The sequence below is a fragment of the Phormidium sp. CCY1219 genome, assembly GCF_035615515.1.
Taxonomy (GTDB): Bacteria; Cyanobacteriota; Cyanobacteriia; order Cyanobacteriales; family Laspinemataceae; genus CCY1219.
Map to the genome: position 1 here is coordinate 1 of NZ_JAJENT010000716.1, position 23,159 is coordinate 23,159.

The 23,159-nt window shown below is 50.0% G+C and carries 23 protein-coding genes; 11 read left to right on the plus strand and 12 right to left on the minus strand.

All coding sequences use genetic code 11. The annotated features are described in order from the left end of the window. Window positions 1–60: 60 nt before the first annotated feature. Window positions 61–570: an IS200/IS605 family accessory protein TnpB-related protein gene (locus LKK83_RS21175; protein ID WP_324633320.1), complete on the minus strand. Its 510-nt coding sequence runs from the start codon at window positions 568–570 to the stop codon at window positions 61–63. A 358-nt stretch (window positions 571–928) separates the two neighbouring features. On the opposite strand from LKK83_RS21175, the gene LKK83_RS21180 reads away from it, so the two are divergent. After that, the gene (locus tag LKK83_RS21180) at window positions 929–2,866 is read left to right on the plus strand and encodes a mechanosensitive ion channel family protein (protein ID WP_324633321.1); all 1,938 of its coding nucleotides are present in this window, start codon (window positions 929–931) and stop codon (window positions 2,864–2,866) included. 197 nt (window positions 2,867–3,063) lie between these two features. Here LKK83_RS21180 and LKK83_RS21185 read toward each other — a convergent pair whose 3' ends face one another. Both LKK83_RS21185 and LKK83_RS21190 read right to left on the minus strand, forming a co-directional pair. Next, window positions 3,064–3,804, minus strand: coding sequence for a glutathione peroxidase (locus LKK83_RS21185; protein ID WP_324633322.1), 741 nt, complete (start codon window positions 3,802–3,804; stop codon window positions 3,064–3,066). Window positions 3,805–3,978: 174 nt separating this feature from the next. Further along, entirely contained in the window at window positions 3,979–4,719 is a 741-nt protein-coding gene (locus LKK83_RS21190) for a sulfite exporter TauE/SafE family protein (protein WP_324633323.1), read from the minus strand. Window positions 4,720–4,828: 109 nt separating this feature from the next. Here LKK83_RS21190 and LKK83_RS21195 point away from each other — a divergent pair, with 109 nt between their 5' ends. Then, entirely contained in the window at window positions 4,829–5,905 is a 1,077-nt protein-coding gene (locus tag LKK83_RS21195; RefSeq protein WP_324633324.1) for a DUF6282 family protein, read from the plus strand. A gap of 131 nt (window positions 5,906–6,036) precedes the next feature. Here LKK83_RS21195 and LKK83_RS21200 read toward each other — a convergent pair whose 3' ends face one another. From LKK83_RS21200 to LKK83_RS21215, 4 genes are all read right to left on the minus strand, one after another. Then, on the minus strand, window positions 6,037–7,212 hold the full coding sequence (locus tag LKK83_RS21200) for a D-alanine--D-alanine ligase family protein (RefSeq protein ID WP_324633325.1): 1,176 nt from the start codon (window positions 7,210–7,212) through the stop codon (window positions 6,037–6,039). Between the two features lie 121 nt (window positions 7,213–7,333). Continuing rightward, window positions 7,334–8,287: a DMT family transporter gene (locus LKK83_RS21205; RefSeq protein WP_324633326.1), complete on the minus strand. Its 954-nt coding sequence runs from the start codon at window positions 8,285–8,287 to the stop codon at window positions 7,334–7,336. 77 nt (window positions 8,288–8,364) lie between these two features. Then, complete coding sequence (locus LKK83_RS21210) at window positions 8,365–8,499, minus strand: hypothetical protein (RefSeq protein WP_324633327.1); 135 nt, start codon at window positions 8,497–8,499, stop codon at window positions 8,365–8,367. After that, window positions 8,496–8,834, minus strand: a complete 339-nt coding sequence (locus LKK83_RS21215; protein WP_324633328.1) for a hypothetical protein — start codon at window positions 8,832–8,834, stop codon at window positions 8,496–8,498. Before LKK83_RS21215 ends, LKK83_RS21210 begins: the two co-directional genes overlap by 4 nt. A 970-nt stretch (window positions 8,835–9,804) precedes the next feature. Between LKK83_RS21215 and LKK83_RS21220 the strand changes: the two genes are divergently transcribed. Further along, on the plus strand, window positions 9,805–11,391 hold the full coding sequence (locus tag LKK83_RS21220) for a GMC family oxidoreductase (RefSeq protein ID WP_324633329.1): 1,587 nt from the start codon (window positions 9,805–9,807) through the stop codon (window positions 11,389–11,391). Between the two features lie 37 nt (window positions 11,392–11,428). Beyond that, window positions 11,429–12,013: a PAP/fibrillin family protein gene (locus tag LKK83_RS21225; RefSeq protein ID WP_324633330.1), complete on the plus strand. Its 585-nt coding sequence runs from the start codon at window positions 11,429–11,431 to the stop codon at window positions 12,011–12,013. A 176-nt stretch (window positions 12,014–12,189) separates the two neighbouring features. Here LKK83_RS21225 and LKK83_RS21230 read toward each other — a convergent pair whose 3' ends face one another. Continuing rightward, entirely contained in the window at window positions 12,190–12,579 is a 390-nt protein-coding gene (locus LKK83_RS21230) for a hypothetical protein (RefSeq protein WP_324633331.1), read from the minus strand. Between the two features lie 474 nt (window positions 12,580–13,053). Continuing rightward, window positions 13,054–13,554, minus strand: coding sequence for an orange carotenoid protein N-terminal domain-containing protein (locus LKK83_RS21235; RefSeq protein ID WP_324633332.1), 501 nt, complete (start codon window positions 13,552–13,554; stop codon window positions 13,054–13,056). Window positions 13,555–13,991: 437 nt separating this feature from the next. On the opposite strand from LKK83_RS21235, the gene LKK83_RS21240 reads away from it, so the two are divergent. After that, window positions 13,992–14,198, plus strand: coding sequence for a hypothetical protein (locus LKK83_RS21240; protein ID WP_324633333.1), 207 nt, complete (start codon window positions 13,992–13,994; stop codon window positions 14,196–14,198). Window positions 14,199–14,379: 181 nt separating this feature from the next. Here the strand turns inward: LKK83_RS21240 and crtH are convergent, their stop codons facing one another. Further along, window positions 14,380–15,906, minus strand: coding sequence for a carotenoid isomerase (gene crtH / locus LKK83_RS21245; RefSeq protein WP_324633334.1), 1,527 nt, complete (start codon window positions 15,904–15,906; stop codon window positions 14,380–14,382). Between the two features lie 531 nt (window positions 15,907–16,437). Between crtH and upp the strand changes: the two genes are divergently transcribed. From upp to LKK83_RS21260, 3 genes are all read left to right on the plus strand, one after another. Continuing rightward, complete coding sequence (gene upp, locus LKK83_RS21250; RefSeq protein ID WP_324633335.1) at window positions 16,438–17,088, plus strand: uracil phosphoribosyltransferase; 651 nt, start codon at window positions 16,438–16,440, stop codon at window positions 17,086–17,088. 118 nt (window positions 17,089–17,206) lie between these two features. Continuing rightward, window positions 17,207–17,536: a hypothetical protein gene (locus LKK83_RS21255; protein ID WP_324633336.1), complete on the plus strand. Its 330-nt coding sequence runs from the start codon at window positions 17,207–17,209 to the stop codon at window positions 17,534–17,536. Between the two features lie 148 nt (window positions 17,537–17,684). Beyond that, entirely contained in the window at window positions 17,685–17,969 is a 285-nt protein-coding gene (locus LKK83_RS21260; RefSeq protein WP_324633337.1) for a YggT family protein, read from the plus strand. Between the two features lie 122 nt (window positions 17,970–18,091). On the opposite strand, the gene LKK83_RS21265 is transcribed toward LKK83_RS21260, so the two are convergent. Continuing rightward, on the minus strand, window positions 18,092–18,514 hold the full coding sequence (locus tag LKK83_RS21265) for a hypothetical protein (protein ID WP_324633357.1): 423 nt from the start codon (window positions 18,512–18,514) through the stop codon (window positions 18,092–18,094). Between the two features lie 90 nt (window positions 18,515–18,604). On the opposite strand from LKK83_RS21265, the gene LKK83_RS21270 reads away from it, so the two are divergent. After that, complete coding sequence (locus LKK83_RS21270) at window positions 18,605–18,754, plus strand: hypothetical protein (RefSeq protein ID WP_324633338.1); 150 nt, start codon at window positions 18,605–18,607, stop codon at window positions 18,752–18,754. On the opposite strand, the gene LKK83_RS21275 is transcribed toward LKK83_RS21270, so the two are convergent. Continuing rightward, a complete protein-coding gene (locus tag LKK83_RS21275; RefSeq protein ID WP_324633339.1) occupies window positions 18,749–19,615 on the minus strand; it encodes a shikimate dehydrogenase in 867 nt (288 codons plus the stop codon). The genes LKK83_RS21270 and LKK83_RS21275 overlap by 6 nt on opposite strands. A gap of 280 nt (window positions 19,616–19,895) precedes the next feature. Here LKK83_RS21275 and LKK83_RS21280 point away from each other — a divergent pair, with 280 nt between their 5' ends. Both LKK83_RS21280 and LKK83_RS21285 read left to right on the plus strand, forming a co-directional pair. Next, complete coding sequence (locus LKK83_RS21280; protein ID WP_324633340.1) at window positions 19,896–20,972, plus strand: BLUF domain-containing protein; 1,077 nt, start codon at window positions 19,896–19,898, stop codon at window positions 20,970–20,972. Between the two features lie 450 nt (window positions 20,973–21,422). Continuing rightward, complete coding sequence (locus LKK83_RS21285; RefSeq protein ID WP_324633341.1) at window positions 21,423–22,652, plus strand: hypothetical protein; 1,230 nt, start codon at window positions 21,423–21,425, stop codon at window positions 22,650–22,652. The last annotated feature ends 507 nt before the right edge of the window (window positions 22,653–23,159 follow it).

Below are 23,159 nucleotides of genomic sequence, written 5' to 3' on the forward strand. Positions count from 1 at the left end.
GGGGGAGAACTCCTCCCTACGCATAAATGACGAGGGTTTCCGTTCTCCCCCTTACCAACCCTAATTTCTGATGACTAACTTAATGCCAGCTAACTGACATTTATAGTCCAGCATCTCAATTAGCTTGCCGTCAAGTATTTGTACAAAATTCTGGTTATTGCGCTTCCCAATATTTACTTTCTGCTTCCATCCCTCGTTCTTTCCCACTACTAAAATATCGAGACCATTAGATTTGACATAATTGATTATGTCACTGTGGAACCGGTGAAAAATTATTTCTGCTAAAGGCTTTTTATAGATGGCTTTAGACCGTTTATAAAGAGCTAAAAAACTACCTTTAAGCTTGTCTTTGTACTTGGGTATTTTGGGGTTAGTTAAATATTTTTCTGGGTTAATCCTCAAATTATTATAGGCTTTAAAATAACCGCTCCAAGCCTGACATACCTGCCTAATTAAAGAGCAAGCTATCTTCGTCGATCGCATTTGCTGGTAGGCATCTGAATCGGCAACTAAGTGATACAGCTTGGTGTTAGAGCATACTTGACCCCTGTGGAAGAATCCTTGCCTCATGTAATAATTACAGAGGTGATAGAGGTTTTTGGCTTTAAAGCAGATAGCATCACACTGTCGCTAGTATTTATCAGTCTTCTTGATTAGATGCCTTTCCACTAACTGCATCTCGTTTTTTCCTCTGTGCTGAACGCCGTCCGTAGATTTTTGCTGAGAAGGAAGGCATTAGTGACTTTGACCACTTTATCAAGTTCCATTGTTTATTAATTAATCTCGGATTTTAGCATAACATCAAAGAGAATTGTCAAGTTTTGTCTAGGAGGGTGGATAATTTTGTTGAACTATTAAAAGCCCGCTAACATAATCAGTTGGAATCAGGATGAATTTTTTTCACGTCAAAGGGTACCGAGCGAATATCATGGACTGCAAAACAAGTCAACTATCGAAGGCCAGAAAAATCAGAAAAAAGCAGTGGGTCGGGGTGGCGATCGCCATTCGCGCCATTCGCGTCAGCGCGATTACCACCATTCACCTCCTGACGTTCGCTCCTCTCTCGATGTCTGCCCCTCTCGCCCAACTCCCACTCCCGCAAACCCAAACTCCTACAGAAGAATCCCCCGACACTTCAGACCCCAACGCCGAATCCGCGCCCGATTCACCGGAAGAGTCTCCCCCAACCTCCAACCCTTTGGATGGATTGTTGGACTTTGGTGCGAATCCCTCCACAATTCCCCAAACTCCGATTTACCTGGACGGACGCCAACTCTTTTCTGTGGCGCTCACGGAATCCTATCGAGATAACGCCATCGAAAATCAACTCAAAGAGCTGTTAAAAAAGGATTTGGATGCCGAACAACTGCAAGTGTTCCCCGCACTGCTCAATCGTTTACCAGTCATCTATGCGAAGTGGTCGCCCCAAGAAGACCCCATCAGTCTCTTGACGGTGACTACCTTAGATGCGGAACTCCAAGGTCTGCCTCCCGAAACCCTGGCACAACAGTGGTCAGAACAAATTCGGCAGGCGTTACTGCGCGCAGAACAAGAACGCCAACCCCAGTATCTCCTCGAACAGGCATTTTTGGGCGGGGCGATCGCCTGCGGTACCCTGGTGGCGAGTTTGGCTCTCCTGCTGGTGCAAAGACAGCTCGCTCGCAAACGCAATACCATCGCCTCGGAAACCTCCCCACCGGAAACCTTGCCTGATATTCAAGCGGTTCCGACTTCCAGTTCCCCGGAACCGAATCCCGTGGAGTCGGAATCCGCCATTGAGCGACAACAAACCGAATCCATCTCTGAGTTGCAACACAAAATGTCTCTGCGCCAGCAACTCAACCTCAACGATCTCGGTCGTCGGGTGGTTCAATTCACTCAAGTTGTGGTGTGGGGCGGTGGATTCTATCTGATTGTGGGCCTGTTTCCCTATACCCGCTGGATCCAGCCCGTGATGCTCTCTGTGTTGCCCCTCCCTTTGAAGTTGCTCGTGGTTCTCTTCGGCACCTATGTGGGGGTGCGGGTGAGCGCGGTGTTAATCGATCGCTTCTTTTCTGCCCTGCAAGATGGCACCTTCCTGGATGCGGATGCCTCTCGCCGCGTTGCTTTGCGCTTTTCCACATTCTCTGCGGTATTCAAAAGTCTCAGCGCTGCTACTTTAATCGGTATCGGCATCCTCATGGCAATGGGGGCGATCGGCATCGACCTCGGCCCGATTCTCGCCGGTGCTGGAATCATTGGTTTGGGCATTTCTCTGGCGTCCCAAAGCTTAATCAAAGACACCATTAATGGCTTTCTAATCTTGTTTGAAGACCAATTCGCTGTGGGTGATGTGATCGTGGTCGGCGATGTGGGCGGCTTGGTGGAAAATATGAACCTCCGGATTACTCAACTTCGCAATGGAGAAGGTCGTCTGATTACGATTCCCAATGGGGCGATTGCGATCGTACAAAATCTCTCGAAAGAATGGGCGCGGGTAGACCTCACTATCGAGGTGTCTTATGACAGCAATGTGGATAAAGTCCTGGCGGTTCTGCAAGAATTGGCGGATGACATTTACAGCCAGCGTCAATGGCGCGAGAAAATTATCGATCGCCCGGAAGTATTGGGCATTGACGATATCGACCACGCCGGCATTTTAATCCGCATCTGGATTAAAACTAAACCCCTACAACACTGGAGTGTCGGACGCGAGTTCCGCCGTCGGATTAAAATCCTTTTGGATGACATGCAAATCGACATCGGCGTGCCGCAACAATCGGTGGTGTTCCAAAGTTCCCTGGAATTGCTCAACAATGGCCGCAATGGCAATGGCGATCGCCCACAACATCTCCTCTCAGAATCTTCCGAATCTGAAGTAAAATAACTTCCACGGTAACGCCGAGAGAACCTCCGGGCGGTGGGTTCCACTCTTGCCGGCGGTGGGCGTTGCCCACCCTACCGGTGCTACGGACTTGTTATTAAATTGACGGAACATATTGCGTTGCTTTCCCTGAAATGAGGGACTAGACTTTGCCTAATCCCCTTCTTTAAGTCGCGATCGCCAATTCAATGCCAAGCGGCTTAACTGCCCTGTTTTTGTAAATAGTCTTGCAGTGCTTCTGACCCGCCAATGTATTCTCCGTCGATAAACACTTGGGGGACGGTATTTGCCCCGCTCATCGCCCGCAAAGACCGATTGGATACATCTTTGTTCAACAGCAGTTCTTCAAATTCAATGTTGCGCTCTTTTAACGCTTGCTTCGCCCGGGCACAATACGGACATCCTTCTTTGGTGATAATCGACACGCATTTTGGCTCTTTTGCGTCGGGATTGATGTAGTTGAGCATCGTATCGGCATCGGAGACTTCATACGGATCTCCCTCAACTTCGGGTTCGATAAACATCTTTTCGATGACCCCATCTTTGACCAGCATCGAGTAGCGCCACGATCGCTGACCGAACCCTAAGTTTTCTTTGTCCACCAACATTCCCATTTTGTCGGTAAATTCCCCATTTCCATCGGGCACAAAGGTGATGTTTTTGGCATTTTGTTCTTTCTGCCATTCATTCATCACAAAGGTATCGTTGACGGAAATACAAATAATGTCGTCAACGCCATTTTCTTCAAAAACTTGCGCTAATTCGTTGTAGCGGGGCACGTGGGATGAAGAACAGGTGGGCGTAAATGCCCCGGGAAGGGCAAAGGCAACGACGGTTTTCCCCCCAAACAAATCCTGGGTTGTCACCTCGCGCCATTCTCCATCCTGACGGATTTTAAACGTTGCCTCGGGCACTTTTTGTCCTTCTCGATTTTGTACCACGATTGATTCTCCTGCGATCGACGTCAATTGTTCAAACTGTACTCACTGGGCGTTTTTTTCAAAACCCCTGCCACAAGCGTACCAGACTCAGAAAGAATTGTGGATCCTGTCCTCACCATCGCCACAATTCCCGCCTCGCCCACTTCTCGGGGATAACGAATAACGAACTGACAATTACTGCCATCCGATTAAACTTCTTTGCTCCCAGACCATCAACACGCCGGCGATCGCCATTGAGGCAAAGACGATTTGGCGAAAGGTGTTTTCGTTCATCTTCCTGAGAATGTATCGTCCGAGAAGGTTAGCCGGTAAGGCAGCTAGCCCGATCGCCAGTCCGTACAGGAGATACTGCGGCGTTAATGCACCAAAGGCGAAATATGTCAACATCTTGGCGACGTGAATCACCACCACATGGGAGGCTTTGGTGGCAATCATTTCTTCTTTAACCAAACCATATTTCAAATAAAGTGGATTCAACAGCGGACCGCTACTGCCGATCGCGCCGGAAATAAACGCATAGAAAAACCCTCCGGGCAAAAAATGCCAATCGCGCACCTGCAAGGCACTCTCTTTTTTCTTCAACCAAAAGCCGACAATGCTAATCACCAGAAAAACGCCAATTAGCAATTGCAGCCATTCGAGATCCAAATGGGTAAAGGTATAGGCCCCAAGTACCGCACCGGCGATCGCGCCAGGAAAATACCACCGATTCACCGTCCAATTAATATCCCCCCAAAATAAACCAATGCGCTGCGAGTTCCCCACTAACATCCCGGTGGTAATCACTGGCGCGACCGCTAGTGGCCCCAACATGAAATTTACCAGGGGAATCAGCACAATGGGACTCCCACCACCCGCTAAGGTACTGATAAACCACGCCACAAAACTCGTCAGGATGAGGGGCATCAAAAACATGAGTCAAATTGGAAAAAATTATTAAGCTTCTTTTTTTATTGTGACATCTTTGGTAGAGTTATAGATTAACGATTGACAAAACTCCTGGCTTCCGAGGCGCGAAACATCAGTGAAGGGAAAAGCAAAGCATCGGTACTTCAGCGCGATCGCCCTCGCGCTACTGTGTTTTTTACTCGCGATCGCCATTCCTTCACCGCCATTGGCCCTGGCGATCGCTCATTACCCCAGTGACGAAATCCCAGGCACTCAAAACGTGACTTTTCCGGCCCTCCCCAATCCGTCTTCCGCCGAAAACACTCAACCCTCTTCCCCTAACAATTCCAACCCCCTGTTTGGCGCAATTGACTTTCACGTTCATTCTGCACCAGATATCATCAACCGCAGCATCGATGATTTTGAATTGGCGCAGATGGCGGCAAATGCCGGGATGAAAGCGATCGTCTTGAAAAATCACGTCACCACCACCGCCGATCGCGCAGTTTTAGCCAGCAAAATCGTTCCCAACATCGAAATTTTTGGCGGAATCGTGTTAAATCAACCGGTGGGCGGCATCAACCCGGATGCGGTGGAAGCAATGACCAAACTCGGGGGCGATCGCGCCAAAATTGTTTGGTTGCCTACTACCGATGCCGACTATCATCTGAAAGTGTTTGACAAACCCGGCCCCGGCATCAAAATCGCCGAAAACGGCACCCTTTCTCCCCAAACCGAAGGGTTGCTCAAACTCATCGCCGAGAAACATTTAATCCTCGAAACCGGCCACATTTCCCCCACAGAAGTCATGCTCGTCATTGACAAAGCACGTCAACTGGGCATCGAAAATATTGTCGTCACTCATGCAATGGCTGATGTTCCGGGATTATCCCTCGACCAGATGCGTCACTGTGCGGAAATGGGCGCGATTTTAGAACTAGCATTCGTCAATGAATTGATGGGAGAAAATGCAGTGGCGGCGGGCCATGACAAATGGCATCGGGTTTCTGTGGCTGAAATGGCACAAGCCATTCGCGCGATCGGGGCGCAGCATTTTATCCTCAGCACCGATTTGGGTCGCCCCGGCGATCCCCTGCCGGCAGAAGGCTACAAACGCTTTCTAGAAAAGTTGCTCGCCGCCGGCATTTCTCCCCGGGAAATCCAGATAATGAAACGGGAAAATCCCGCCCGTTTATTGGGAATCAAAAGCTAATTTCAAATCGGGGAATAATTCAGAATAACGGTGCTTGACGCCCCGGATTTCATCGGGTAATTTTCCCCTTCCTTGGTTGCGGGGCGTCAAGCACCATACGGTAGGCTGATTTACTCCAAATTGGCGAAAAATTAATCGAGCAAAGCCACAATATGCGGAATAATGTGCAGATGATGAGTAAACAAATAATCCAAGCGATCGCCAATTAAACTCAGAATCAAATCCTCATAACTCATCTGGTACTCTCCCAACCCTTGCACCACCAAACTGGTAACATTTTCCGTGGGACGTTTCAAATCCGGCTTAGGATTAGCTTCCAAGACGTGCAGCACGCCATTTTCATCCGCGCGAATATCAATTCGCACCAAAGTATTCAAACTAAAATCCCAGTAAATTCGCCGCGCTAGCTCGATTAATTCTTGCTTCAATTCTCCGTCATCATTTCCCACCAATCGCATTCGATTCACGGTAATTGCCTTTTTATCCATTGAGGTAAAAATGCGTTCGTCTTTTTCCAAAACGCGCTCAATGGTCGAGAAAGCAAAGGGTTGAGGATTTTTGTGAAATTCCCCCTTTTTGTGGGTGACATAACCACACACCGACACGCAAAACTCGCGCCCAGGGAGATAGGTTTCAATCAGGGCAGTATTGTGAGTCACGCGATGAACCTGTTGCACTGCAGGGGCGATCGCCTCCACAGTATCCACCACATGGATATTTAACGAAGCGCGACCAGAAATCGGTTTAACCAGAAAAGGACCGCGATAGTCACCGAAAGTCTGGGTCAAACGCTCTTGCAAGCGGCGATCGCCCAAGTCTTGGGACGGGTGCCAGGTCATAAATGGAGCGGTTTTAATTCCTAACGCTTGCAATTCCCGTTTGAAGGCATGTTTGTTATCCAGGGTAGAGCTATTAAGCGGGTTATGTCCCACATAAGGCACCCCCAGCATTTCCAATAAAGCCGGCGTGTGTGCCACGGGATTGTAGCCTTGCACTCCCCCGGTATTCAACCATGCCAAATGGATATTGTATTGCTTCAGTTTTGCCGGCAATGTCATATCATCCGCCATGACAAAAACATGCTGAAATCCGATCGCGCGCAGGGCATTGGCAATATCATGGGCCACTGCTTCATAGGTTTTCGTAGCTCGTGGATTGTGGGTTTTGTAAATAACTGCGCCTTCGCGGTTGGGATCGCCGCCATGAATCACGGCGATTCGCAAGCGCGAAAACAGTTTTTCCAGATAAGTTGGCAGTAACGTAATGTTGTAGTCGAAGTGGGTTTTCGGCAGGGTTTTTGCAGTCATTTGCAGTTTGATTGGCAATCCTAGATGGTGGATGGTTTTTTCGGAATGAATGGGCGAAAACTCTGGGGAAAATCCAGTTTTTCGCGCGGGAGTGAGAGGAGCGAAAACTTGTGGGGCGCGCTTATGCCTTCTGGGTCGATTGGCTGGATTTGGCGAGATAAATGCCCACTAACACCACGGCAAAAGCTAAGCCATTAGAAAATGTTAATTGTTCGGCAAAGAAAATCCAAGCTAAAATGGTCGTCAGAATCGGTTCGAGTAGCAGGGCGATCGCCACGAAAGCGGCAGACAATCGCTTCAGGCTATGCACCAGCAATCCTTGGCCGATCGCTTGGCAAATGACCGCCAGGGCGATCGCGCTCAACCATCCGGTGGGACTGGCGGGAAACACTCTCGTTTCGGTACACAGGACGATTGGCAGAGTTAACAGGGTGCCGATCGCGCAGCGCCACAGCAAAATCCGACTCGCCGGCAATTTTCCGCGCAGTTGTTCCACGATTAATAAATTAATCCCGTAAAACATCGCCGACACTAATGCTGCTGCATCGCCAAGAAAATTTTCCGTGGCAATCTGCAAGTCGCTGACACCCAGGGCGATCGCCCCCACTAGGGCGATCGCCATCCCACTTAAAAATCTGCCGTCAAAACGCCTCCCCCAAATCAACCACCCTCCCAAACAGGTAAAAATCGGGGTCAGGTTTCGCAGTACGGTAGAATTGGCAACCCTGGTTTGCGTCAGGGACCAGGCCCAAAATCCGAGAGAGGTAGACGCAACGGTGCCCACTGCAATTAACAACCAGAAATCCTCTCGGGTGAGCGATCGCTTCTCTCGCGTTAGCGTCTCATCCGTCAATCTCGCCCGTTGCTGATTCAGGGCGGTCCATCCTCCCAACACCACCGAAGCAATCCACAACCGATTAAAAATGGTGGCATTCGGACCGAGTTCGAGTTCCATCCAGCGGATAAAAATAGCCGCAAAAGAAACCGCAATTAATGCAATTGATAGGGAAAGGAATGCCATCAGCACCGAGGTTGGCTTTATCTGTAACTGCGGCAATTCCAGCTTATTGGTCATCGGGATTTTTTCATTAGAAGCGCATTTCTCATCATGCCACAGACCGTGGTATTTGCGCTGATTTCCTATCGGGCAAGTCAACGCTTTTTTTGAGGATTCCCCGCAGACGCAGGAAAGCTTGCTTGCGCCGCCACTTCTTTTTGTACTGGGGCTTTTTGCGATCGCTTTTTCACCGCCCCCACCCCTTCTGTGCAGGAAACAATCGGTTTCATTGTCGGAAAATCCCTGTCGCCAGACAGGGATTTTCCCCAGGTGAATCGTTGCCAAAATTTGCCAACCCAGTGCGGTTATTTTGCTCGTCTTTCAGTTGCACGGTAAAAGCCATACTCAGGTGAACTACCCCAATGTTCATGTCGGTTTTAACGTCGATATCCTCTACGGGAATGTCGCTTTCTTTAATGCGCTCTACAACGTTTTGAACGGTGGTAATGGCTCGATCTACCCCCATTTGAACGACTTGCTCGCTCAGTTCTGCACTTCCCTGTGCCATTGCATTCGCCTGTTCTGTCGCTTTTTCGCTGAGTTTGCCGATGTCTCCTAGGTTCATTGCTCTCCATTGCGATAAGTGGTTGTTTTCTATCATAGGGGCGATCGCGTTCTTTTTTCGCCTTAGGCGCTTAATTTTTTAGCGCTTCAATATTTCCCTCTATCGGTGTAACGCTCTTTTCTCTTTCATCTTCTAGCTTGAGCCGCTTTCGCTTTCCCTAAATTTTATTGCAAATTTTATGAAAAATATCCCTTAGCATTTGGCTCCTATCGCCCCTCGAAATCCGGCCAAATTGTTATGGTTTCCCGACATTTGCCCGGACAATCCCTCTTATCCGCAGCGGCGAGGTGGAGAATTGCCGGAAAGGGGTAACTCGGCGAAGCATTCACCCACTCTCCCCACCTCACCCGCATTCAAATTGACAAATTGACTCTCTCGCTGATGAATTGAGTCTCGCCATTTGAATACCACAAAAAAATCATTTCGTCAAGAGCATAAGGGAATAAAATTAAGAAAAATACCGCAACTGAGGACTCAGTTGGTCTCCAGAATACAGTTGTGAAAAGTTTTAAATTAGCCCCCATCGGAACCACTCTGTCCGCATTTGGCTCTCCCTTTCTCCGGTGCGGCTTTTTTTGCTCGATCGCCGCAATTCAAACACAAAAAAACCCTCTCCTGGGGTGAGGAGCAGGGTTTTTCAAGGAAGGTGTACCAGCATGTTTATCTTTCTGCTTCTATTGTGCCCATTAAAATGGGTTTTGACATCAGGAAAAATACGAGTTTTTCGATTTTAATCCTTCCGTAAATATGCGGAAAAATTGCCCCTCTTCTCCGCAGTTTTACTCAGGCGTTCTGCGCGCCTAGCCCCACCCGGGTGAGGGGCTAACCCCTTGACAATGCGCGGGGAAATAGCGGATTGTATTTAACAAAATCCCGACTAACAGAGCGATCGGGCGGGCAAAACCGATAAAATAACCGCCATCACCCTTTAGGGCGCATTTCCCCTCTATCCATTTTCCACCCTAAACCTTTGAATGTAACGATGATTTATGACTATATTATTGTCGGTGCCGGTTCGGCGGGTTGCGTCCTCGCCCACCGCTTGAGTACCGATGCCAATATCCGGGTTTTGTTATTAGAAGCGGGAAAACGCGATCGCCAGCTTGCCATTCACATTCCGGCTGGATTTTCCCAAGTATTTCACAGCGAATTGGACTGGAATTATTACACCGAACCACAGGCCCACATGAATCAGCGCCAACTGTATTGGCCCCGGGGCAAAGTCCTCGGGGGTAGCAGTTCTATCAATGCGATGATTTACATTCGCGGACACCAACAAGATTACGATAATTGGGCAAAATTAGGCAATTTTGGCTGGGGATTTTCCGATTTGCTGCCCTATTTCAAAAAAGCGGAAAATTACCAAGTCAGTACGGGTGAATTGTACGGAACTCGGGGATTGCTCAATGTGGAATCTTTACGCGACAAAAATATCTTGTCTCGCGCCTTTGTGGAAGCAGGGGTAGAAATGGGTTTGCAGCGTCGGGAGGATTTGAATCACCCAGAGGCGGAAGGGGTGGGATTTTATCCGGTGACGCAAAAACAGGGTCGCCGTCATAGCGCCGCCGCCGCCTATTTATCTCCCTGTCGCGATCGCAAAAACCTGCAGATTCGCACCGAAACCTTGGTGACTCGTCTGTTATTTGAAGGCACTCGAGTGGTGGGAGTGGAATTCGTCGGTCCGGGGGGAAAATGCGATCGCGCCTATAGCAACCGCGAGGTGATTCTCGCCGGCGGGGCGATTAATTCTCCTCAGCTTCTCATGCTTTCGGGAATTGGCGATCGCGATCGTTTGCAGTCTTTGAACATTCCCGTGGTGGTACATTTGCCCGGAGTCGGAGAAAATCTGCAGGATCATTTAATCGCTGGCGTGGTTTATCAATGCAAACAACCCATTTCCTTAGATAAAGCAAATACAGCGGCAAACTGGCTGCAATATTTGCTATTCAAACGCGGACCGCTGACTTCTAATATTGCCGAAGCCGGAGGATTTGTCAAAACTCAATCGGATTTGTTACAACCAGATATCCAATTTCATTTCGCGCCGCTTTATTTCTTGGAACATGGGTTGCAAAAACCCCGGGGACATGGGTTCAGTTTGGGGGCAACGTTGTTGCATCCGGAAAGTCGCGGTTCGATTCGTTTAGCTTCCTCTTCTGCATTCGATGCACCGCGCATTCAACCGAATTATCTGGCGAGGGAGGCGGATTTACGGGTGTTAAGCGCGGGGATAAAACTCTGTCGAAACATTCTGCAAGCATCGCCGTTCGATGGCTTTCGCGGGGGGGAGGTTTTTCCGGGATCCGAGTGCCAGGAAGAAGAAGAGATTGCCGAATTTATTCGCAATAGTGCCGAAACCCTTTATCATCCGGCGGGTACTTGTAAAATGGGAAGCGATTCCCTGGCGGTGGTGAATTCGCGCTTGCAAGTGTATGGGGTGGAAAATTTGCGGGTGGTGGATGCGTCGATTATGCCTGCGGTTGTTGGGGGGAATACTCATGCACCTACTGTGGCGATCGCGGAAAAAGCGGCAGATTTGTTACGCTCAAACTATTGATAGCTGTGTCAAGCGAAGTGAAAGGAGACGGGACAAAATGAGCGAAAAAATGAAATTGTTGCGGGCGATCGCGGGGAAAAATCGCGGGTTGCTCGCTTCGCCTGAAGAAAAAATCGAAATTCTTAATGCGATCGCCGATTTAGAAGCGCAAAATCCCACGGAATCCCCCACGGAAGCGAGGGATCTCTTGGGAGGGGACTGGCGTCTGCTTTATACCACCAGTGGCGATTTATTAAATCTCGATTTACCCCCTATCATTGGGTTGGGGCAAATCTATCAGTGCATTCGCCCCGCTACTGGGGAACTTTACAATATCGCGGAAATTCTCGGATTGCCGTTTTTGGATGGAATTGTGTCCGTTACGGCAAAAATTCAACCGCTTTCGGAACGTCGGGTGGATGTGAAATTCCAGCGCTGGATTGTGGGATTGCAAAATTTAATTGATTATCGCTCTCCCGCTGAATTTGTGGCGCAAATTGAAGCGGGAAAGGATTTTTCTGCCCTCTCGTTTCCTGTCGATCGCGCGGAGCAATACAATTGGCTCGATACCACTTATCTCGATGAGGATTTGCGAATCGGGCGAGGCAACAATGGCAGCATCTATGTGCTGACAAAATCTTAATTTCACCCGGGTTAAATTAGGGGTGGGGGCAGACTGCTGTCCGCCCCCACTGAAACGCTAAAAGCGCTTAAGTTCAACAGATAATCAGTTATCAAATAACTTCTATCATTTTTATGCCGATTGGCTAAATCCTGTGGCAGTTTATCTCCGGCTTACCCAGCGATCCCCTGCGGATTTTAATCGACATTACAGCGACTTGTAGAGGGGTGGGGAAAGATTTTGGCTAACATGTATTGTGCAGGAGCGTTGCTTCTCCCAGGCGAACTCTCTGGATCTGACCCTTTTTGCGGTGCGACGCAAATACCCGTTTGAGCGATCCCCGCCATCAGATCGCTGGTTCGTTTGATGATAATTTCGATGCGCTGGGTCAGTTCTTCAGCGATCGCCATGTTCGGTGCTAGGATGAAAAACGTCTGCACGCCCGTGGGACTGGGAGCAAGCCCAAATTGACAGTCGATGAGTAGGGTCTGAATGGGACTGTCAAAGGAATCGTAAAATCGGTTAAATAGGGCTTGGTAAAAGGAGTCGGCTAGTTCGCGATCGCCAAAGCCAGGTTTAGAAAGCATGGGAGTTCTCTCAAAAAACAACGTTTCGGGGTTCGGGTGATTTCTATATCTTTAGTATCGCCGATCCCGGCAGATTTGGCTGCGATCGCTGTCTATCCTCTATGTGACTGCGATCGGCGATCGGGAGCGATCTACATCCTCAATTCTTGTGTGGAGAATTAGGGCTGGGCGTGATGCAGATCTCTGACATTTTTCTTTCTCTATGCTATAATGTGCGTCCCTTGGATTTGCCTCAGCTAGGAATCTGTCGCCTCTGTCTCGGACTCGTGCAATTCTCTGGAAAGTCCCGTAGAATGGCGCGATCGCTTGCCGACTCCCCCGCAACCTGGGGAAGAAACACCGTCTCCCCCCCCCCAACTTTTTTTATGGGTGGGTTAAGCAAAACTTTATCACAAAAAAGGGCACGTTTGACGTGCCCGAGGTTCTCGTTAATTGTCCAGCTTGAAATACCCTAGGGGAGGAAGGGGAATCACTCTAGGCGAGGGGGTCGATTCCCATATCTACCACAATCTTGCGAAGCAGGGTGATTTGTTGGTTGAATTCGAGGGAGCAAATCTTGCCAAACAAGTTCGATGCTGCATCGGATAGTTTGTAGTAGTCCGGAACCGGGATGACTGTTCCTTCTTCCATCCAAACCGCCAACTGATACCAGAATGCCAGCTTGTTGTTCGCTGAAAGAACGCCATAGGCGCGCGTCAGCGGGGTATTAACCTGGTTGGCTAAATCTTGCATGAACTTTAATTGCTCGTTGGGAGCCATTTCTCTAATCTTGTCGAGCAACCCTTGGGCGAATTGCAGACGCGCTGCACCGGTGGCGGCGGGGGTGATGGAACGCCCCATTTCGGTGTAAATCACCCACAGCAAACCCAGTTGCTCGTCTGCGCTGAGGCGCTTGATGCTCTCTACGGTGGTGCTGACTGCATCCACGGGATTGAACGTTTGGGCGGCGAAGGTGTTGTCGGTGGTAAATGTCATTCGTGAAGTCCTCGTTTGTTCGTGGTTTTCGCTTCTTGTTAACAAATGTAACGAAGAATGACGTTTTGTGAATGCGATCGCGATCGGTTTCCTCGGTGATGTCGATCGCAATCCGGTTGATTTTTCGCCATAAATCGCCTAAAACCTTTTACCTGTAAGGTTTTCACGGATTGTAAACTTTTTTGAATTTATCCGAAAAAATACGGAAAACTCGCCGAGCCGCAACTTCCTCTCCCACCCCGACTTTTTGTTGACAAAATAAAGTTTTTGTGGTAATTAACCAGGAGGCTCTGTACTGCCTAGGAGACAATTTTTGGGGAAATATCAAATTTTAAATTACCAATTAACAACTCATTTAGACGCGATCGCCCGCCAGTTGGTAAAGTTTAAATTTAAAGAATCCATGATTTAACAAACCCACATATTAATGAGGAAAGATGATGGCTAACCCAGATATGCGCGGAGAACTCTATCGCGGGTGGATTCTCTTGCCCCTGGCGGTGGATGATATATTTTTTTACGAGATCCACAGTCCCGAGGGATATCGCAATTACAATCTCATGCCCTTTGACTCCCCGGAGTCAGCTCTCGACTATGCGAGAGGGGAAGTCGATCGCATCGTCGAGATATTTGAGGTGGCATAAGCAGCGCTAGTCACTCGCCCCAGGGAATTCAAACCCCCTGGGGCGATCGAGGGGTTGGTTGAAACCGACTAAAAGCCTTGCCAGATAATGTTTTCACTCGGCTTTTAACCCACTTCAGCGATGAGGCGGGGATTTTAATCCCCGCCGGACTTTCCCGGTTTCTAGCCTCTGCAGGGAGGCCCTACAACCCCAAATCCACTGCAATCCGATGGGCGCAGGCAAATCCGGAAAACGCCACCGCATTTAACCCTTGACCCGGGAAGGTACTATCGCCAACACAGTACAGGCCCGGAATCGAGGTGCGATTAAACGGCATTCCCAACAATCCCATTAACTTGCGTTGGGGAATCGGACCGTAGGTGCCATCCGCGCGATTTAAAAAGCGGCGGTGCGATCGCGGGGTGCCCACTTCCATGTAATCTAACCGTGCATCTAACCCGGGGAAAATCGCTTCTAAGCGATCGATAATCTGCCATCCCGCCTCCTCTTTCTTCGCTTCGTACTCGCCCGGGGTCATCCCCTGCCAATCCTCGATCCAACTGGGGGTAAACACATGCAGGATATGATAGCCTTCCGGGGCTAAGTCCGGATCGAGCAGGGTGGGAATCGAGACAAAAATCGTCCCATAAGGCTGTTCCATCTGGTTCCAGGATTCCACTACAATATGGTGACAAGCGGTATCCGGCGACAAGACAGAGGCTTCCACGCCTAAGTGCAAGCTGAGGAAACTGGGAGATTTTTGGTAGCGATCGCGCCATTTGCGTTCCGATCGCGGCAGTTGGCGATCGCCGAGTAACTTATCAAAGGTATCCCAGCGCGTGGCATTAGAGACGATGCGCCGCCCGCGATATTCTTCCCCCGTCGCCAACTTAACTCCAACCGCCCGATTGTTTTCCACGATAATTTTTTCCACCCGGGCTTGATAGCGAATCTCACTTCCGGCATTTTGCAATCCTGCCGCTAAGCGGCGGGCAATTTGCCCCACACCCCCTTTGGGATAGTTAATTCCGCCATAGTGGCGATCGGAAAACACCATTCCCGCATTAATCATCGGCGTCATCTGTGCCGGCACCACGGACCAACAATAACACTCGATATCGATAAATTTCAGCAATTGCGGATCTGAGATGTACTGGCGGGCGATATCCCCCACATTTTGGGGTAAATATTTCACCAATCCCAAACAAGCGAGGGGATGCTGGAAAAACACCCGCATCAAATAACGGGGTTCTTCTAAAGACAGCAACGGCATGGCGTTGAGGCAATTAAACACCTTCCAGCATTCGTCATAAAACTTGCGAATGCCTTCCCTTTCGTGGGGAAAGCGTTGGATTAATTCTTGTAAAAATCGTTCGTAATTGCGGTGAACTTGCAGGTCTAGACCGTTGGGCAGGTGATAGTGAATTTGCACCGGGTCGGGAATGGTTTCGAGGCTGACATTCACCGCCTCGAGGGCGCGGGTGAGGAGGTTGGTGGTGCCGCGATCGCCAAATCCGAAGATCATCGAAGCTCCTTCGTCGAAGCAATAGCCGTTGCGTTCAAAAGACCCGGAACTCCCGCCGGGAATCACATAGCTTTCCAGAACCAGGACTTTCGCTCCTTTAGCGGCGAGTTGAGTGGCGGTGACCAGTCCGCCAATGCCGGATCCAATGACGATCGCGTCAAAGGTTTGGGTTTGCGGTGGGCTAAGGGTGGAAGCAGATACCATCAATTTGCTGTGCGCGCGTACTTTTGTGCCTATTGTAATTGAGTTTACCCGGTTTTCGGTTACCGGGGGGGGAGGAGACGGGGGAATGGAGAATTGCGAATGGGGTTCGGGGGAGGCGCAGGGGTGGGCCTTTGGTGCGCGATCGCCCCCGGTGAAGGGCCGGTGATGCCAGTTGTGGGGGGCACCATCGAACGCCCAACCTGCCCGGAAACCCTTGCATCCCGACCTCAAAAAGAAATACGGGACCGGTCTGCCACTGCTGACCAATCCCGCCTGCCGATCCTTTTGAGAGGAGAACACTGTAAGCAACTATAGCCTTGTTGAAAATTTTTGTCAATACTTACTGAGAATTTTTTTCAAAATTTTTTTTGACGGTAGGGTGGCTTGCCTCGAAAGCCACCCGTTATTCTCCTGGTGACTGGGACGAGGAGCGCGCGTAAGTCCTCAGCAATGATAGATCTCGATGGCCAGAAAGCAGTACAATCGGACAGGTCTCCAACCTAGAAGAAGTGGGAATCGCAGCCGAAGCTTATGACCATACAAATGCGCGTTTACGTTCCGCCCCATCCGTTAATCCAGCACTGGCTGGGGATTGCCCGGGATGCGGATACCCCACCGGCGCTATTTCGCAGCGCGATGACGGAGTTAGGACGGTGGTTAACCTACGAGGCATGTCGCGACTGGTTGCCAGTGGTGGAAACCCAAGTGCAGACCCCCTTAGCCGAATGTGCCGCCACCTTTGTGAATCCACAGGTACCGATGGTGGTGGTGCCGATTTTGCGAGCGGGTTTGGCATTATTAGAAGGGGCGCTACCGGTGTTGCCCCTTGCCTCGATTTACCACATTGGGATGGAACGAAACGAAGAAACCCTAGAAGCGAAGTGTTATTTAAACAAACTGCCGGACCAATTCGAGCCACAGACGCGGGTATTGCTCAGCGATCCGATGCTTGCCACTGGGGGTACGATAAAGATGGCAATGGAAGAGCTGGTGAAACGGGGGGCAGATCCGGCGAACATCCGGATTATTGCCGTAGTGGCGGCACCCCCGGCCCTGCAACAACTGAGTCAGAGCTATCCGAGTTTGAATATTTACACCGCTTGCATTGATGAGACGCTAAACGAGCAAGGGTTTATCGTGCCCGGATTGGGGGATGCAGGCGATCGCGCCTTTGCCACCTAGGGGATGCCTCTGGATCGGGCCTAGCAAGCGCGATCGCCTGCACTGAACGCGCTATGCAGGGAGAATGAGCAAAGGGTAAGCTGAAAGCACAAGCAGCACACTCATTCAGGCTAAACTTATGAGCAATCGAGATAATTTTACTGGTGGATTCATCGTGGGAACCCTTCTGGGCGGAGCGATCGGGGGTGCGATCGGAGTCATCATCGGGTCGAAACTCTCCGAAGAAAGCCCGCCGAGCGAAAATGGCAAACCCAACGGGGAAAAACCCAGCAAGCTGAGAAAACGTCAGCTACAGCGAGACGAGAGTATGGAACCCGCGCGTCGGTCTTTGGAAAACAAAATCGCCCAACTCAATGACGCCATTGATGACGTGCGGCACCAGTTGAGCCACGTGAATGGCACTGCACTAGAGGAAACCCAACCCCAATCGGTTCGAGAAGAATCATAAGGAATCGGTATGGTGGCTTTCGGCGATCGCGGCGCAAAAGACCCCCATCCCTGAGCGATTGTGCCTCCGGAAACGGCGGCAATAGATTAGACTGAGAATAAGGCTTTAAAGACGCTCAGTCTAGCAAATAACCACGAGCAAAAAAACGATGAATCCAGCAATTGACTTAATCGCCACCAGTTTGGCTACATTTTTGCAATTTTATTTAGTGCTGTTGATTATTCGGATTCTTTTAAGCTGGTTTCCGAATGTCAACTGGTACGACCCACCTTTTTCCATCGTCAGCCAGCTTACCGATCCCTATTTGAATATTTTCCGCTCTTTCATTCCCCCCTTAGGCGGGATTGACTTTTCGCCCATCTTGGCGATTTTGATTTTGCAAGTCGTCGCCGGCTTTTTCGGGAGCTTAACCGGAGCCTCGATGGGGATTTAGGGCACTGGGCAATTCATGGGAGACTCAGGGGAAGCGATCGCTTCCCAGGCGCATCGCCCCCTCTCCCCCCATTGCCTTAGTCGCACCATTCCCGATGTGGGAGTCGCACCGGTAACACAGCTTCAATAATTCGGGAGCAGAGGCTTGACGCGAGCGGCAAACCCTCGGGCTTTAAAATTCTCCAATTGTAACGGAGTCGGCAAATTCGCCGCCACCGAGATTCTCAGTTCAAAATCACTTTCTCCGGGGGGGACTTCCTCCAGGCTGCCCAGGCGCGTGCGGTTGGGCAGCACGTTATTGTGATTCACATCGTAGATCCGACCGAATACATCGGCATCGTAAACGGTTTCCCCCGAGGGATTGTTGGCTTTGCCGATGACGATAAAGCAATTCGCCGCACTGCTAGAGCCGCTCGTCACAGCGCCCTCGGACAATTCAGTGGGGCAGCTTTGATAGTCTAAATCATACAGTTGAATGGTGGTCATTGCCCAGGCGGGGGGTGCAAACAACCACAGGGTTATTCCCAGCATGCAGCCCAGGACCATTCCTCTAAAACTCCGCAAGCCTTTGCTACTTGCCATCAAGTTGTGCATCATCAAGTTGAGCATGAAAACACCTCTGGAAAACTCGCAGGATTGTCAACAAAAGCTTATCGTGAATTGCAGCGTTGTCGATCGCGCTTCGAGGCGTCAGGAGAGAGGCGTCAGGGGAAAGGGGGAGTGGCGATCGCTCCTTGTGGGTGGGTCACTAACTCCCCCCGCCTGGGATTTTGCCTGCCGCTATAAGCCCAAATGGTGACGCAGAGACTGGCGCATCACCTCCACCGGCACCTCCCGTGACAGCCACAGTTGCAAAGCGGCGGCACCCTGCTGAACCAGCATTTCTAACCCATCGATGGCGATTAGCCCGAGATCCGTGGCTTGGCGCAACAGTTGGGTGGGGTTGGGGGTGTAAATCAAGTCATAGACAATTGAATTGGGGGGAAGTTTCGCCATTGCGGTGGCACTGAGGGGCGATCGCTGTGCATGGGGAGACATGCCCACTGGGGTAGCATTGACGAGCAATCCCGCCTCGGGAATCAGCAGGGGCAATTGTTCCCAAGGATGAATCTCTAGCTTCGCGGGCAAGGGAGAATTCTGCCAACTGCGCTCAAATGCCTGTAACTTTTCCCAGTTGCGCCCCACCACGCAGATGCGATCGCAGCCCAGGGTGGCACAACCGGCAACCACTGCCCGCCCTGCGCCACCTGCGCCTAACACCACCGCTACTGTTTCGCTCCAGGGTTGGGTCAATTCCTTGAGGGGCGCGAGAAACCCCTCCACATCGGTATTGGTGCCAGCCCAGCCGCTTTCCGTGGGCCATACCGTATTCACAGCCCCCACCGCTTGCGCCACCGGGGAGATTTCCGCCAACATGGGGATAATGGCTTGCTTGTGGGGAATGGTAAGGTTAAAGCCGCGCACCCCAATCGCAGCCAAACCGGAAACGGCCCTGTTTAATTCTGCTGGTACTACGGGAAAAGGCACGTAGAGATAATCCACTCCCAGTTGCGCGATCGCCGCATTGTGCATCACCGGCGAGAGGGAATGTTCTACCGGATCGCCCATTACCCCGAGTAGTTTCGTTTTACCTGTAATCGAGAGCATTCCAGTTGTTAAGTTGTTCTATATCTTTCCAGAATACGATTAGAAGGGGGCATCTGGCGAGTGCCACCGACTTCTATCTCATGGCACAATTTCCAGCAAGGGCGGTGACTGGTAGGGGACTTACACCCGCTGAACGCTGACGAATCTTCCTCTATTGAGTTTGCCTCCAGGGGTTGTTGCGAGTCAGTGCAGTGCATCTGTTGCTCATGGAGGTAGAGGTTCATTTTTTCATGCAAACGCTATTTCCCAACGATGGTACCCTTGCATCCTGAAACATGCTATGAAAAGACTGACTTACATTAGTAAATTCGAGCGCAATCTTTCCTCTGCAGATATTGAAGAAATCGGCAGAGTATCGAGTCGCAACAATCAAAGAGATGGGATTACTGGAGTTTTGCTTTGTCTCAGCGGGATATTTTTTCAAATCCTGGAAGGAGAAGAGTCCAAAATCGACCGACTTTATGATAAAATACTCGCCGACCCTCGGCATACGGATATTTTATGCTTGAAAATGGAAACCGATGTTCGTGAGCGCATGTTTCCGAAATGGTCGATGGAAACGATTAATTTAGATGAAAACCACGAGGTTTTGATACAGCCGATAAAAACGTTACTGCAAACCGTTACTAACTCTCATCGGATTTTAGAGAAATATACCCAGCCGACTATTTTTAAAATTGTTCAACAGGGAATCGATCCCCTTGCGGTTCGTCCGATTAATGTAGAGAAAATAATTTTATTTGGGGATATTGTCTCCTTTTCCACCTTTGCCGAAAAACTATCTGCTGAAGAGGTCATTTCTCTGGTGAATCATTATTTTACCATTTGCACGAAGATTATTACCCAAAAAGGCGGCGAAGTGACAAAATTTATCGGGGATTGCGTGATGGCCTATTTTGATGGCGATCGCGGCGATGAAGCTCTGCAAGCGAGTCTAGAAATCCTCAACGAATTGGAAATTTTACGCAATTGTGCCCCGGAAAATAGCCCCTTGCGCGCCCTCTACAGCGGGATCGGGTTGGCTAAAGGTCAGGTGATTGAAGGCAATATCGGCTCTAGCGTGAAAAAAGACTATACGATTTTGGGAGATGCAGTGAATGTTGCCTCTCGGTTAGAAGCCCTCACCCGCAGCTTATCGCGATCGCTCCTGTTTTCAGAAGCCGTGAAAAATAGCACGCAAATGCCGTGGGATTTTATCAAAGTGGATAGCTACAGCCCGAAAGGAAAGAGTACAGCGATTGAAGTGTATTCCATCGAAAACGCGATTACGCGAAAATCCAGGAAAGGGTTGGAGATTCCCTTGGAAATTGCCGCCTATCTCGATCGCATTTCCGATCGCGAACCGACTCAAGTTTAATCCCAACCTCGGCGAAGATGAGAGGGATCCGCTGCGCGATACTCCAACCTGAAAAGGGAGGCTTTTGCCCCGAGGGCAAGTGGTACAATAAAAAAATTTGGTTTGAACGAGCAAAGAGTGGGCTATGTTATCGGTCCTCGGGAAAGAGACCCATTCACGCAATGAAGAGTTAACAAACTGGGGAATGCTTTTTGCCCGCCAAGGTTGAGGGAAGGGGGGAATCCTCAGAAATTACAGCACTTCAGTTTATGAAGATTTGGTAAAGAAGACAATTATTTTGCCACCGGATGTTATTGTGGAAGGATGAAGAAACGAGGGTTCGCCGGGGAAAGGTTCGCCCAGTATAACCGCGTAGAAATCGGGTTCGCCCATCCCTAAAAATTGGATTCGGTTCGGACAAGGGAGAGGCGGCCCGGTTTGACATTGGCAAGCAGCGTGCAACCGTAAATTGTGAATGTTGAAAAACGAGAAAACTTAGAAGACTATAACGAGCGATCGCTGCGGAAATTGAGTCGGGCGATGCAGCTATCTCAGGGGAATTTTGCACTGATTCTGGTGCGGTGCAACTATCAACACTTGCGCGCGCAAATTTTGCCTCAGGTGCGAGAACAATCGCCGATGAAGCTGAAAGAAATTCGGGTTAGTGCGGAGGAAACCCAACTGCTACCGATGTTGCAAGAGGCGCAGACGCCGGAAGACCCCACCGCGTTCATGGTGTTGGGTTTAGAATCGGTAAGGGAATTGGAAGAGATGCTCAAGCAAACGAACCAAGTGCGCGATCGCTTTGGCAATTTGCCATTTCCATTGGTATTGTGGAGTACCGATGAAGTCCTGCAAAAGCTGACGCGCTTCGCACCGGATTTCAAAAATTGGGCTGGTCCTTCGATTAAGTTTGCGATCGCCACCGATGAGTTAATTGAGTTTGTCAAAGAAACCACCGAGTCCATCTTTGCTCACCTGCTGGAAGAACCGCCCGGGGCGCTGTTTCGATCGCCGCAGGGGATGGGATTGTTTCTAGATGCGCCAAAGCGATGGGAACTTCATGCGGCGAAACGAGATTTAGGCGATCGCGGCATAAAACTGCCGCCGGAATTGCATGCCAGTTGGGAGTTTATTCTCGGACAATACGAAAGAGCCTGTGACGCGGTTGAGAATGCTTTAACCCACTATCAAAACAGTTTAAAAGGCTTTCAAGAAATTAGCCACTGCCAAGAGCGAGAGCAGCCCGAAAGCCAAAAAAAGCTCGCGTCCGAGCGCTTTTCCCTGCCCCAAACTCCCTCAATTTGGAATCGAAAATCCTCCGGGTTACATCCCGATACATTACCGGGAGTGGTCTGCTTCCATCTTGGCGTATGCTATCGCGAAAAAGCGCAGAGCCAACCCCCCTTACAACAGAACGACTGGGAACAAGCCAAAGCATATTTTAAAGCCGGAATCGAATGGTTCGATCGCGCCGGACAGTTTGACATAGCGATGGAATTTATCCAAGCACTCGGAGAAACGATCGACGCCTTGGATATCGGGGAAGAATTGCAGGCGATCGCCGCTAAAGCACTCAACTTAAATCAACCCGAAAGCGATGGCATTGGGCGCGCATCCGACACCGCACAACCCGATGAAATCGACCCCAAAATGCGGGAAACCTCTAACGCGATCGAAAACTGGACCGATGCGCTGTAAGCGATTAAAATAACGGCTGAATAATCCCCCCAGGGGAAACCCATTGCCCTCCTAACTTTACCATCACCCGTACCGATTCACATCAGATGAAACGGACTCCTCGGAGGCATCGCCCTCGAGGAAAAAGCCCGCGATCGCCGTTGGCTCACCTCACAAATAACCAGTGCCTCGATCGCCTTTTTCAAAAATAATCAGAGCGAGAGGTTATACCATTTTTCGATAAGGAGGTTAAAGGCGGTTGAAGTGGGATTCCCTTAAAAACGCGCGCTTATCGCATCTCTACAATCCGGGGATGGGTGAGTCATCTCTAACCCGAATACATGAAAAACGGGATTAGAATTTGGATACTGCGCGTGAGTTCCTCAGAGACCTGTTGCGATCGAGGTTTCTAGAAGAGGGGATCGGGGAATCATCTCTAACCCGAATGCATGAAAAATGGTATTGGTGTGCCTAGGCGTAAGGATTGCTATGCCCGTAGACCCCCGAAAGGCGGCTGAGTGCAGGGTA